This is a genomic window from Pseudomonas sp. GL_091 (assembly GCF_057837725.1).
The window spans coordinates 3,182,653-3,194,969 of sequence record NZ_CM174451.1 but is presented as its reverse complement, the minus strand read 5'-3'; the positions used below and the strand labels follow the sequence as shown (position 1 = coordinate 3,194,969).

The 12,317-nt window shown below is 60.6% G+C and carries 12 protein-coding genes; 10 read left to right on the top strand and 2 right to left on the bottom strand.

What is annotated here, in order from left to right; translation table 11 throughout:
* The first annotated feature begins 13 nt into the window (after positions 1-13).
* Complete coding sequence (locus tag AC3ITY_RS14590) at positions 14-871, top strand: oxidoreductase (protein ID WP_489310159.1); 858 nt, start codon at positions 14-16, stop codon at positions 869-871.
* A 23-nt stretch (positions 872-894) separates the two neighbouring features.
* Here AC3ITY_RS14590 and AC3ITY_RS14585 read toward each other — a convergent pair whose 3' ends face one another.
* Positions 895-1,818, bottom strand: coding sequence for a LysR family transcriptional regulator (locus AC3ITY_RS14585; protein ID WP_489310157.1), 924 nt, complete (start codon positions 1,816-1,818; stop codon positions 895-897).
* A 184-nt stretch (positions 1,819-2,002) separates the two neighbouring features.
* On the opposite strand from AC3ITY_RS14585, the gene AC3ITY_RS14580 reads away from it, so the two are divergent.
* From AC3ITY_RS14580 to AC3ITY_RS14570, 3 genes are all read left to right on the top strand, one after another.
* The gene (locus AC3ITY_RS14580; RefSeq protein ID WP_489310155.1) at positions 2,003-3,172 is read left to right on the top strand and encodes an FAD binding domain-containing protein; all 1,170 of its coding nucleotides are present in this window, start codon (positions 2,003-2,005) and stop codon (positions 3,170-3,172) included.
* Between the two features lie 41 nt (positions 3,173-3,213).
* Entirely contained in the window at positions 3,214-4,416 is a 1,203-nt protein-coding gene (locus AC3ITY_RS14575; protein ID WP_489310153.1) for an alpha/beta hydrolase family protein, read from the top strand.
* 91 nt (positions 4,417-4,507) lie between these two features.
* Positions 4,508-5,620, top strand: coding sequence for an alkene reductase (locus tag AC3ITY_RS14570; RefSeq protein WP_489310151.1), 1,113 nt, complete (start codon positions 4,508-4,510; stop codon positions 5,618-5,620).
* Between the two features lie 19 nt (positions 5,621-5,639).
* Here AC3ITY_RS14570 and AC3ITY_RS14565 read toward each other — a convergent pair whose 3' ends face one another.
* Positions 5,640-6,536 (bottom strand): LysR family transcriptional regulator, encoded by an 897-nt coding sequence (locus AC3ITY_RS14565; protein WP_489310149.1) that lies wholly within the window; start codon positions 6,534-6,536, stop codon positions 5,640-5,642.
* Positions 6,537-6,632: 96 nt separating this feature from the next.
* On the opposite strand from AC3ITY_RS14565, the gene AC3ITY_RS14560 reads away from it, so the two are divergent.
* The 6 genes from AC3ITY_RS14560 to AC3ITY_RS14535 all read left to right on the top strand — a co-directional run bounded on the left by AC3ITY_RS14560 (position 6,633) and on the right by AC3ITY_RS14535 (position 12,316).
* A complete protein-coding gene (locus AC3ITY_RS14560; protein ID WP_489310147.1) occupies positions 6,633-7,031 on the top strand; it encodes a VOC family protein in 399 nt (132 codons plus the stop codon).
* Positions 7,018-7,689 carry an SDR family oxidoreductase gene (locus AC3ITY_RS14555; RefSeq protein ID WP_489310145.1) on the top strand — a complete coding sequence of 224 codons (672 nt, stop codon included), beginning with the start codon at positions 7,018-7,020 and terminating at the stop codon, positions 7,687-7,689. Before AC3ITY_RS14560 ends, AC3ITY_RS14555 begins: the two co-directional genes overlap by 14 nt.
* Before the next feature lie 40 nt (positions 7,690-7,729).
* Complete coding sequence (locus AC3ITY_RS14550; protein ID WP_489310143.1) at positions 7,730-8,911, top strand: MFS transporter; 1,182 nt, start codon at positions 7,730-7,732, stop codon at positions 8,909-8,911.
* 335 nt (positions 8,912-9,246) lie between these two features.
* The gene (locus AC3ITY_RS14545; RefSeq protein WP_489310141.1) at positions 9,247-10,602 is read left to right on the top strand and encodes an MFS transporter; all 1,356 of its coding nucleotides are present in this window, start codon (positions 9,247-9,249) and stop codon (positions 10,600-10,602) included.
* 19 nt (positions 10,603-10,621) lie between these two features.
* Entirely contained in the window at positions 10,622-11,473 is an 852-nt protein-coding gene (locus AC3ITY_RS14540; protein WP_489310139.1) for a fumarylacetoacetate hydrolase family protein, read from the top strand.
* Positions 11,474-11,476: 3 nt separating this feature from the next.
* On the top strand, positions 11,477-12,316 hold the full coding sequence (locus tag AC3ITY_RS14535; protein ID WP_489310137.1) for an IclR family transcriptional regulator: 840 nt from the start codon (positions 11,477-11,479) through the stop codon (positions 12,314-12,316).
* The last annotated feature ends 1 nt before the right edge of the window (position 12,317 follow it).

The window sequence follows — 12,317 nt, the reverse complement described above, 5'->3', positions numbered from 1 at the left end:
CAGAGGAATCATCATGGCTACCGAAAACGAGACTCAACAACCACAAAAAACCTGGCTGATCACCGGCGTCAGCTCCGGCTTTGGCAAGGCGCTGGCCACGACCCTGCTGTCGGTCGGCCAGCGAGTCGTCGGCACGTTGCGCACCGAGGCATCGCGCCAGGCATTCGATCAACTGAAACCGGGTCACTCGTTTGGACGACTGCTGGACGTCACTCATAGTGCCTCGATTCCCGGCGCGATAGCCGAGATCGAAAGCACTGTTGGCGCCATCGATGTACTGGTCAATAACGCCGGCTACGGTTATGAGGGTTTGATCGAAGAATCATCGCTGGAAGATTTTCGCCAGCAATTCGAGGTCAACGTGTTCGGTGCCGTGGCCATGATCAAGGCTGTGCTGCCGTTTATGCGTGAGCGTCGCAGCGGGCACATCCTGAACATTACCTCGATGGGCGGATTGACCACATTCCCAGGACTTGGGGTTTATCACGGCAGTAAATTTGCGCTGGAAGGGATTTCCGAAACCTTGGGCAAAGAGGTCAAGCCCTTCGGTATCGCGGTCACCGCTATTGAACCCGGCGCCTTTCGCACGGATTGGGCCGGCCGCTCCATGGTCCGGGCAGAACGCTTCATCGGCGACTACGACGCGACTTTCGACAGCCAGCGCCAGGCACGACTGGAACGCAGCGGCCAGCAAGCCGGCGATCCGCTCAAGGCGGCCCTGGCCATCATGCAGGTCGTGGCCTCGCCGACGCCTCCTGCCCACCTGCTGCTAGGTCGCGACGCGCTGCAATTCGTGAAAGAAAAGCTCGCGACGCTGCAGGCGGAGATAGCGCAATGGGAAACGGTTTCCCAGAGAACCGATTTCGCCTGATGGCAAAGCATTTGTTCGACGAATCAGATGTCACTCGACGCATCCCAATACGGCGGAGAACCGAAACGCTCGACAAGGAAGTCGACAAATGCACGGACCGTCTTCGAGGCGCGACGATTAGGCTGGTACACCGCGTAAATGGCGCCACCATCGCCCCCGAGCCCTACCTCCCATTCAGGTAGAACGACGCGCAGGCGCCCGGCCTCGATATCGGCTCCGACGAGCCAGCTAGGCAGCAGAACCAGGCCCATGCCACCAATTGCCGCTTCTCGAAGCACCTCGGAATTGTTCGTGCGCAGACTGCCGCTGACGCGGACGGACTCCTGGGAACGTCCCGAAAACCGCCAGAGGCTGTGGCCTCGGGTGTAGGAGAAGGTCAGGCAATTGTGGCTGGCAAGATCGGCGGGCGATCGAGGCGCTCCCCACTGATCGCAGTACTCCGGACTCGCACATACCAGCCGGCGATGAGGTGCAATCTTGCGCGCGACAACGCTTGAAGTTTCGACGCTGCCAAGGCGGATGGCCAGGTCAAGCCGCTCCCCCACCAGATCGACAACGTCGTCCGACAACGTCAGATCCAGCCGAATCTCTGGATACAACCTGGCAAAGGCCGGGATGGCAGGAGCGATATGCAGGCGCGCGAACGTCACAGGCAGGCTCACCCTCAACAACCCACGCGGCGGGCCTGCCGCCTCGCTGACCTCAAGGTTGGCGTTTTCCAGGTCTCCCAGAATACGTACCGCATGCTCGAAATAGCTCTCACCCATGCCGGTCAAGGTCACGCTGCGTGTCGATCGGTTGAGCAGCTGTGTCCCGAGGCTTCTCTCCAAGGCGTCGACTTGGCGTGTCACCGACGAAGTGGCGACCCCCATCTGCCGCCCGGCGGGCGCGAAACCGCCGCTCTCGATAACCGCGACAAAGGCCTTCAGCGCTGCGAATGTGTCCATGAACCACCTTTGCGTTTTGTGCAATGAGCCTCGCCGATTCTGCCCAATTATCAAGCCTGCCGCTACGACCTAAAGTGACATCCAAGCGAGGTGCAATCATGCCAACTTTGATCGATGTCACATCAACGTTCATTTTTCCCCAGTACTTTTTTAGCCGCGAAAGCGATCGTCGGAGCGTGACCCCATGAAGACGCCTGGACTGTCTCATCGACGGGCACTGATCATCGGCGGATCGCTCGGCGGCCTGTTCACGGGCAACTTGCTGCGACGTGCCGGGTGGGAGGTCGATATTTATGAGCGCTCGCCGCACAACCTCGACAGCCGTGGCGGAGGCATTGTTCTTCAACCCGAAGTCATCGAGGTTTTCCGTCAGACCGGTGTAGATCTCCAGGCGCTTGAGCTCGGCGTCCAGTCCCGGACACGCACTGTGTTCAGGCCTGACGGCTCGATCCAGAGCAAGCATGTTGCGCCCCAGACCCAAACATCGTGGTCGCTCATCTATTCGACAATGAGGGCGGCTTTCGGTGAGGAACATTATCACCAGGGCCGCAAACTGAATGGCGTCAGCCAAACGCCGGACCACCGCGTGACGGCGCTGTTCGAGGACGGAACCCAGGAGACGGCTGACCTTCTGGTGGGTGCCGATGGCAGCAACTCCACCGTGCGCCATCTGCGGTGGCCCGATGAGCAATCGACCTACGCCGGTTATCTGGCCTGGCGTGGCCTGGTCCGCGAAGACGAAATGCCGGCCGTCGCCCGTGAAGCCTTATTGGGTGATTTCAGTTTCGCCAGCAACGTGCGCTCGCACATCCTCGGCTATCTCGTTCCCGGTGATGACAACGATACGCGCCCTGGACACCGGCTCTACAACTGGGTCTGGTATCGCGTCGCCGATAACGCGCAATTGCACGACATCATGACCGACGCAGAGGGTCGCGATCGTGGCTATTCGATTCCCGAGGGAAAGCTCGCGTCCCGTTGGCGCGAACACCTTTATCGCGAGGCCGATGCGCTGCTGCCGGCGCCGTTGCGTGCCGTGGTCCGCGCCACCACGCAACCCTTTGCCCAGGCGATCCGGGATCTGGCGGTCGATCACATGGTCGACGGTCGCGTCATTCTGCTCGGCGATGCCGCCTCCATTCCAAGGCCTCACACCGCGGCAAGCACATCGAAGGCCGCTGCCAACGCCCTCTCGTTGCTGACGGCCCTGGAAACCTTTCCAGACGATCCCGACCAGGCGCTCATCCACTGGGAACCCCAGCAACTGGCGCTCGGCAGGTATCTGCGCGACCAGGGCAGCCGCATCGGCAATCACCTTTTGTTCCAGACGTCACGCTCAGTCGCCACCCGATAAACGCAATCGCTTTTCTTTCGCCAAGCCCTAGGAGTACGTCCATGAAATTCCTGTTTGAAGACGAATCTTTTTCTTTCGAAACCCTGCGCACGGCCGGTTTCGCCAACTACGGCGGCGCCGACCTCGGTGAGGTCCTGGTAACGGCACGCGCCATTCCTGAAGGCGATGAAAACGCCTGGTTGAAACAGTGGGAAGCCACGGCCGATCGCGTGGCGAAAATCGGCGAGAAATCACTTGCCGCAGGCCATCACGTCAGTGCGCGCCAAGCCTTCTTTCGCGCCTCGAATTACTACCGCACGGCAGAGTTCTTCAAGCGAGTCAGTCCGGTCAACGATGCCGATGTAGCCCGGTTATCCGGTCGCTCAACGCAGACCTTCATTCAGGCCGCCCAACTGCTCGATACGCCTTTCGAGATCGTCGAGATCCCCTACGAGAATACGACGCTGCCCGGCTATCTGTTCCTGGCCGACCGCACCGGCGAACCCAAACCGACCATCATCTACAACAACGGCTTCGATTCGACCCAAGAGGAATCGTATGTCGCCATCGGTGCGGCAGCCTTGAGTCGTGGCTACAACGTGCTCGCGTTCGACGGCCCTGGCCAGGGTGCGGCCATCCGCGAGTCGAAACTGACGTTCCGTCATGACTGGGAAAAAGTGATCACGCCGGTCATCGATTTCGCCCTGACCCGCAAGGAAGTGGCACCAGACAAGATCGCTTTGTTCGGCTACAGCCTGGGCAGCTACCTTGTCGCCCGTGCCGCCGCCTTCGATCACCGGCCTGCGGCAATCATCCTCGACGACGGCATTTTGGACTTCCATGCCGCCTTCGAACACATGCTGCCGCCGTACCTGGTGTCGTGGATACATGCGCAGAAAGACGACGAGGCCGATTCGGTGCTGCGAATGATCATGGCCCTCAAAACCGGCCCGCGCTGGGCCATGCAGAACGGTATGTGGACCTTCGGCACCTCCTCACCCAGCGAGTTCGTCCGTAAGAACAAGCTCTACACACTGGCCGGCATCGCCGGCGATATCACCGCGGCGACGCTGGTGCTCGATGCCGAGAACGACCAGTTCCTCAAAGGCCAGCCTCAGGCAATCCACGCCGCGCTGAATTCAGCGAAACAGCTGGTAACGCTGACCGAGGCAGAAGGTGCCGGTGAGCATTGCCATATGGGCGCGATGTTTCGCGCGCACCAGACCATCTTCGACTGGCTGGACGAAACCCTGGCCGGCTTCTGACCACCCAGCGCGCTTTGCCGATGGCCCATGCCCGGCCGAGCGCCTTTCTTACCTCACGCAAAACGTGACCACTTTTCCAAGGAGTAACACCTTGAGCACTCATCTTTTTCAACCGATCGCGCTGGGCGCTTCCACCTTGCAACACCGGGTGGCCATGGCCCCACTGACACGCTCCCGTGCCGGCCAACCTGGCGATGTACCGACCGAAATGAATATTGAGTATTACCGGCAACGCGCCGGCGCGGCCTTCATCGTCACCGAGGCCACGCAGATCTCTCGACAAGGCCAGGGCTACGCCTGGACCCCGGGCATCTACAGCGAAGAACAGGTCCGGGCCTGGCAAGCGGTCAGCGAGGCCGTTCACAGCCGCGCCGGCACGATCTTCATGCAGTTGTGGCATGTCGGTCGCGTCTCCCATCCGACCTTCCAGCCCGATGGCGCACTGCCGGTCGCGCCGAGCGCACTGCCGGTTCCCGGTAAGACCTTCATTGTCGATGATCAGGGCAATGGCATCTGGGGTGATGTTCCAGTCCCTCAGGAACTGACCTTCGAGGGCATCCAGGCGATCATCGGCGACTATCGCCGCGCGGCACGTAACGCCATCCGCGCGGGCATGGACGGGGTCGAAATTCACGCCGGTAACGGCTACCTGCTCGACCAGTTCATCAACAGCAACAGTAATCATCGCCAGGATAGCTACGGCGGCAACATTGAAAACCGCGCCCGTCTGCTGCTGGAAGTGGTCGAGGCCGTTGTCGACGAAGTGGGGGCTGAACGGGTCGGGGTGCGCTTGACACCGATGGGCCGATTCATGGGCATGGGGGATGAAACACCGCAAGCCACCTTCGGCCATATCGTCAGCCGGCTCAACGACTGGAACCTGGCCTATCTGCACCTGGTGGAACCGGCCGTTGTCGGGACCGTGAAGGATGAAAATTTCGACCCGCGCTGGGATGAAATCATCCACCAGCTCAGAACTCTGCACCGTGGCGTGCTGATGTTGGCCGGCGGCTACACCGGCGAAAGCGCTGAGCAGGCGTTGGCAAAGGGTCGAGCCGACATCATCGCGTTCGGACGGCCGTTTATTGCCAATCCGGACCTGCCCGTACGCCTGCGAGACAACCTACCGTTGAACGAACCCGACCCCGCGACCTTTTTCGGTGGCGACAGCCGCGGTTATATCGACTATCCAGCCCATTCTTGAGACGGCACGGCGTTGCCGGTCAGCCGCCCGCTTCCAGTGCCAGTTCCGAGCTGATGGTGTCAATCAATGCCCGGACACGGCGCGGCAGGACACGAACCGGTGGATACACAATCTGCAGCGCCGTTTGGCCGGGCGAATAATCAGGCAGAACTTCCACCAGTCGTCCAGCGGCGAGATCGGCCTGGACATCCCAAACGGATTTGTTGCAGATGCCGTGCCCGTCCAGGCACCACTGCCTGACCAGCCCCCCGTTATTCGCCACCCTCCGCCCCCTGACCACTACGCGATAAGCCTCGCTCGCGACCCGGAACGTCCAGACCCGATCGATGTTGGCGCCAAAGCGCATGACGATGCAGTCATGCTTCGCCAGATCGTCCGGGTGTTCCGGGGTGCCATTGCGCTCAAGGTATTGAGGTGCCGCGCAGATCACGCGCCGGTTCTCGCCAATCGGCTTGGACCGTAGCGTGCTGTCTGCCAATAGCCCGTAACGCACAGCAAAGTCGATCCCTTGACTGACCAGGTCGACGAAACCATCGGTGAGATTGAGGTCGATTGTCACCGAGGGATGCTCGGCCAGAAACCGGTCAAGGATCGGCACAATCTGCGATTGCCCGAGATCGACCGGCGCGCTTAGACGAATGAGCCCGGAGATTTTTTGCGTCCCCAAGCGGATGCTGCTTTCCAGTTCATCGGCTTCGGCCAGCAGGCGGCGGGCCCCATCGGCCAGCAGTCGACCTTCGTCAGTCAGGCTGATAGAGCGTGTTGTGCGGGTGAGCAAACTTGCACCGTAATAGCCCTCGAGCATCGCCAGACGCTCGGAGACTGAAGCGGGAGACAGCCCCAGCTCCCGGCCGGCGGCAGAGAGGCCGCCCTTCTCGACGATCATCAGGAACAGCGCCAGGTTATCCAGGGTCATCTTTCGGAATCTCCGAAATATAATTTCGAATCCTAAGCAATTATCAAATTACTTCGCAATGTCTATCTTCGCCACAACAACCGGCAGGAGATAGCCATGCACCTTGATCACGTCACCATCAGGACCCGCGACATCGCTGGCACCCGCGATTTCTTTCGTACCGTATTCGATTTGCAGGACGGCGAACGCCCGCAAGCCATCAAACGAATTCCCGGGCACTGGCTGTACACCGATGGCCAGCCACTGGTTCACATCATCGGCACCCAAGGCTATGGCATCGACCACGCCGCCGAAGCGATTGACCACGTGGGTTTTCGCATCGAAGGGTACGGCGCATTCCGGCAGAAGCTTGAGCGTCTGGGCATTCGTTACTCAACGATGGACCTGGAAGAATTGCAGGAACGTCGCCTGTTCTTCCGCGCCCCTGGCGGGCCTCTTCTCGAAGCCGTCTTTTCCGAACCCGTTCCACAGGAGACTCACCATGACTTTCACTGAAAACACCGTCTCTGTCGTCATCGGCGGTAACAGCGGGATCGGCCAGGCAGTGGTCACCGCACTGGCCGCGCGACCTGGCCAGGTCAATAGCGCCAGTCGCCGCACCGGGCTGGACATCAGCGACGAACAATCCGTGGAGCATTACTTCGCCGCCCTCGGCCCGGTCGATCACGTCGTCTTCACGGCCGGTTCACAGGCCCCCGGCGGCAAAGTGACGGACGTCAACATGAGTGAGGCCAAAGCCGCTTTCGACGTCAAGTTCTGGGGCTCGCTCGCCGTCGCCAAGGCGGCCGCCAAACATATCCGCCCTGGCGGCACGCTGACGCTGACCTCAGGCTTTCTGGCTCGCAGAACCGTACCCGGCACCTTCGTCAAGACCGCCGTGAACGCGGCGCTTGAAGCCGTGGCCAAGATCCTAGCGCGGGAGCTCAGCCCCATTCGCGTCAACGTCATCAGCCCTGGCCTGACGGATACCGAGGCTTACCAGGCGATGAACAGCGAGGCTCGCCACGCCATGCTCGAACGCGCCGCCGCCAGTTTGCCGGCGGGCCGGTTCGGTCGTGCGCAAGACCTTGCCATGGGCTACCTGAGCGTTATCGACAATCCCTTTATCACTGGCGCCGTCATCGATATCGATGGCGGTGCGCTGATCAACTGACTTTTACGAAAGGAGAGCTTTCATGTCACTGACTTCAAGAATGCCGATTCAGATCTGGATCCTGACCCTTTCCGCCTTCGCGATCGGCACCGCCGAATTTCTCATCGCGGGCATCCTGCCCCAGGTGGCCGACAGCCTGAAAATCAGCACCGGACAAGCAGGCAACCTGATCACCGCCTATGCCCTCGCCATTGTGATCGGCGGCCCCCTCCTGACGTTGTGGCTGGCACGCTTCGAAAAGCGCAATGTGCTGATCGTGCTCATGGGGCTGTTTGTCGCCGGTAACCTGATTGCCGCCTTCAGCACCGACTACACGACGCTGATTATCAGCCGCGTGGTGGCGGGCCTGACCCAAGGCCCCTTCTACGGGATCGGCGCGGTCGTCGCGACACGCATGGTGGCCGACAATATGGCCGGCAGAGCGGTTGGCCAGATGTTCGGCGGCCTGACCCTCGCCAACGTGCTGGGCGTACCAGCGGGTGCCTGGATCGGCAATGCCTTCGACTGGCACAGCACGTTTCTCGTCGTCGCAGTCATGGGGGTCGTCGCGATGCTGATGATCGCTGTCACGATCCAACGCAGCCCCGAAGACAAACCGGCCTCGGTACTGACCCAGCTCTCGGTTATTCGTGACCGCAACCTTCTGGCCAGCCTGGCCTTCACCATGCTCGGCTGGGTCGGCTTCATGACGCTGTACGGGTACATCGCGCCGGTTGCCGAACAGATCGCCGGATTTGACCGCAGTGCAATCACGTGGGTGCTGGTGGTGGTCGGTGCCGGCCTGGTCGTCGGCAACAGCATCGGCGGCCGCACCGCTGACGCCAACCTTCACCGCTCGCTGATCGTCTGGCCGATCGCAATGATCGCCGCGCTGGTGCTGGTCGGCTTCCTGGCCCCTTACAAATGGTTGTTCCTGATCGCGGCCTTCATCTACGGCGTGACGACGTTTGCCAACCTGCCGCCGATGCAAATGCGAGTGATGAAGTACGGTTCAAAGGCGCCTGAACTGGCGGCGACGGCGAACATTTCGGCCTTCAACATCGCCAATGCCCTGGGCGGTTTCATCGGTGGCGCCGTGATCGACAGCCACCTGGGCGCCGCCGCCATCCCGTTCGCTGCAGCGATCATCCCGGTGCTCGGTCTGCTGTTCATTTTGTCGCAAGAATCACGGTCGTCGAAAACACCCACGGTGGCTGCGGCCTGTGCAGCGCCTGGAAATTGATGCCGAGTATCACGTAGTCGATCCATCGTATTCGCCAATGCGCCTTGAATCGCATTGGCGAATACCACCCTGCACTCGTTTGACCAACACCGGTTTTCGGAACCTGTACCTGCCCCTTTCCCCGCCACTCTCCCTGCGCATGCCCGCTCGCCCCTCGACGACTTTTCATCCCTCCAGCAGCCACAATTCCCCCCTACAGCAATATTTTCTCAAAATCCCACAATACGAAATAATTGTTAAATCTCTATTTACAGAATTTTTGATCGGCGCTAGATTGACTCCATGGCCCACCTGCCGAAAAACGGGCCGCTAAAACAAAAAGAAGAGTCCATGCCATGCAAACCGTGCCTGAAACAGAAAACGTCCTGAGTGACGTGATCGACCCACGTCCCATGGGGCGTCTGCAGCTTGAATTGATCGGCCTGTGCGTGATCCTTGCCGCCATCGACGGCTTCGATACGCAAGTCATGGGCTTTCTGGTCGGCCCGATGGCTGAATCGTTGGGCTTGCAACCGGCCAGTTTCGGCCCGGTGTTCGCCAGTACCCTGCTGGGACTGATGGTGGGTGCGTTGAGCCTGGCGCCCTTGGCTGATCACATCGGCCGCAAAAAAGTCCTGCTGGGTTGCGTCGTGACCTTCAGTGTGTTCTCGCTGTTCACCGCCGTGACCCAGAACTACGAACAATTGTTGCTAGCGCGATTTCTCACTGGCCTGGGCTTGGGCGGCGCCATCCCTAATCTGATTGCCCTGGTCTGCGAATACACCCCAAAACGTCATGCTCGCAGTGCGGTCACGCTGGTGTTTTGCGGCATGCCACTGGGGGCTATGGCGGCTGGCTTGATTGCCGAACAACTGTTGCCGGCCCTGGGTTGGCGGGCAGTATTTATCTGCGGTGCACTGCTGCCACTGATCATCGCCGACCTGTTGTGGCGCAGTCTGCCGGAGTCGGTGGAGTTCCTGTCGCGTACACCGGCCAACCGCGATCACGTGCTCAGAATCGTTTCACGGTTGGCACCGAATCTGAAAACCCTTCCCGATGCGCTGTTTAATCGCCCATTGACGACTGCGCCGCGTGTTTCGCCACGCCGCCTGTTCGAGCAAGGCATGTGGCGTCGTACCCTGCTGCTGTGGCTGCCCTATGCCATGAACCTGCTGATTTTGTACTCGATCATGAGCTGGGTGCCGACGGTATTGAGCAGCGCCCAACTTCCCGCCCACACCGGCATCCAGGCCATCGTGCTGTTCAGCCTGGGGGGTGTCATCGGCTCCCTGGTGCAAGGCAAGTTGATGGATGCACTCGGCGCCCATCGTGTGCTGATTGCGCAGTTTCTGGCCTATCAGGTGCTGGTTCTGCTGCTGGTGATGTTGCCGCTCCAGGCCGCCAGTTTCCTGACCATTCTGTTTTTGATGGGCGTGCTGGTTCAGGGCGCTCAGGCCGGGCTGAACGCCTTGGCCGCCGAACTCTATCCACAAGAAATTCGCTCCACCGGTATCGGCTGGGCGCTGGGTGTCGGCCGGATCGGATCGATCCTCGGCCCGTTGCTCGGCGGCCTGATGGTCGGCCTTGGCTGGCATGTCCAGCAGGTTTTCATGGCGGCACTGATTCCCAGCCTGATTGCCTTGTGCGCGCTGCTGGCGATTCATTTCAGCCAGCGCCGCTACAACGCTTCTCACCCTACCCCGACTTATTAATCCTTTCAGGAGACACACCATGAAAATTGCCAGTTTCTTCAATCAGGGAATCCCGAGCTACGGCATTGTCGAAGGCGACCAGGTCATTGACTTGCAACCGCTCAAGGCCGACCTGGGCTACGACTTGAAAGCCGCGATCACCCACGGTCTGCTGAACAGCCTGACCCCGGCCAGCCTTGCCGCACTGCCACGGGTGGCCCTGAACGACGTCACCTTCATGCCGGTGATCCCCAACCCAGACAAAGTGCTGTGCATCGGCATCAACTACGCCACCCACGTCCGCGAAACCGGCCGGGACATGCCGACCTACCCGATGATCTTCACCCGCTTCGCCGACAGCCAGACCGCGCACCTGCAATCCATCCTGCGCCCAAAGGCTTCGCACAAGCTGGACTTCGAAGGTGAGCTGGCGATCGTCATCGGCAAGAAAGCGCGCTATGTCAAAGCCGAAAACGCCCTCGACTATGTGGCCGGTTACGCCTGCTACAACGATGGCAGCGTGCGTGACTGGCAGAAACATACGATTCAGTTCGTGCCCGGCAAAAACTTCCCGCAAACCGGTGGTTTCGGTCCATGGCTGGTGACCGCCGATGAAATCCCCGATCCGCAGGCGCTGGAACTGACCACCCGGCTCAACGGCGAAATCATGCAGCACACCAACACCAGCGACATGATTTTCGACGTGTGCAAACTCATCGAGTACTGCACCACCTTCACTGAACTGGCACCCGGCGACGTGATCGTCAGCGGCACCACCGGCGGCGTCGGCGCGTTCCGCGAACCGCCGGTGTGGATGAAACCGGGCGACGTGGTCGAAGTGGAAATTTCCGGCCTCGGCATTCTTCGCAACACCATCACGGACGAGATTTGAACCATGACTGACGCCAACAAACCCGCTGCGGCCCAAGCGCTGGCCGAGGCAACAGAAAGCGCCGCCGATACCAAGGGTTCTAGCCTGGAGCGCATGCTCAAAGTGCTGGACCTGTTCACCGAGCACCAACCGGTGTGGACCGTCGACGACCTGGGCGCTGCCATGGGCTTCACCCGCTCGACGATCTACCGCTATGTGCGTGAACTGGCCGACGTGGACTTGCTGTTCCAGGTTGAAGCCGGCCGCTATGCACTCGGTGCACGGATCATCACCTGGGATCGGCAACTGCGGGTCAGCGATCCGCTGGTGCGCGCCGCCAATCAGCTGGAGCGCGAGTTCCCGCAATGGAGTGAAGAACAAGTCTGGTTAACCTGCCGGCTGTTCAAGGACCAAGTGGTCTGCGTGCACCAGAGCGGCAGTCTCGCCAGTGAAGTCAGCTACACCCGAGGCTCGCCCCGCCCGCTGTTCCTCGGCGCGACTTCCAAGGCCATTCTCGCCAACCTCGGTTCGCGCCAGCACAACCGTCTGTACCTGGAGAAACACGAAGAGGTCCGGTTGAGCAATCTGGGGCAGAACTGGGAAGAGTTTCGCCGCTCGATGCAGCGCCTGCGCAAGAAAGGCTATGTCGTATCGCGGGCCGAAGTGGACAGCGGCATTTGCGGGGTCGCGGCACCGATTCTCGACAGCGACGGCAAGGCCATTGGCAGCATCAGTTGTGTACGCCCGGACCGTGAATGCGACCCCGCGCGCGATGACGAGTACGGACAGCAAGTCGTGGAACTGGCGCAGAAGCTCTCGCAACTCATGCAGGCCTTTTCCGGACGTCCCCGGCCGTTGGACTAAA